Source organism: Limosilactobacillus panis DSM 6035, from assembly GCF_001435935.1.
In the GTDB taxonomy this organism is placed as follows: domain Bacteria; phylum Bacillota; class Bacilli; order Lactobacillales; family Lactobacillaceae; genus Limosilactobacillus; species Limosilactobacillus panis.
In genome coordinates this window covers 1-350 of the sequence record NZ_AZGM01000018.1, presented here as the reverse complement: position 1 = coordinate 350, position 350 = coordinate 1, and the positions used below count along the sequence as shown (strand labels likewise).

Here is a 350-nt window from a genome sequence, read left to right as displayed (position 1 = left end):
CTTTTTGGCATGACGTCGTTCCTGCTTGGCCGGATTGGGCGAAACCTTTGCGGTTTCGGCCACCCGTTGGTTTAACTCTTCAATCCGTTGTTCAAGTAAGGCAATAATCGTATCAAGTTGATCAATGTCAAAGCTATCTTCATCAACATCAATCTTAACTTCTGCTTGCTTAATTTCACGAATTAGTTTTTGAGCCTTTTCAACGTTTAATTTGCGATACTTAATGGTGCGTTTCTTCCAAACAAAGGAATACTTATTTGCGTTAGCTAAAATCTTAGTGCCATCAATGAATGAAGCCTCATCGATCATTCCCTGAGCCTTTAAATAGTCATGAAATTCCTTGAAACTAC

General features: G+C 39.1%; 1 pseudogene. It reads right to left on the bottom strand.

The annotated features are described in order from the left end of the window. Positions 1-350 (bottom strand): annotated as a pseudogene (locus tag FD32_RS01095) (IS1182 family transposase); the annotation flags it as partial.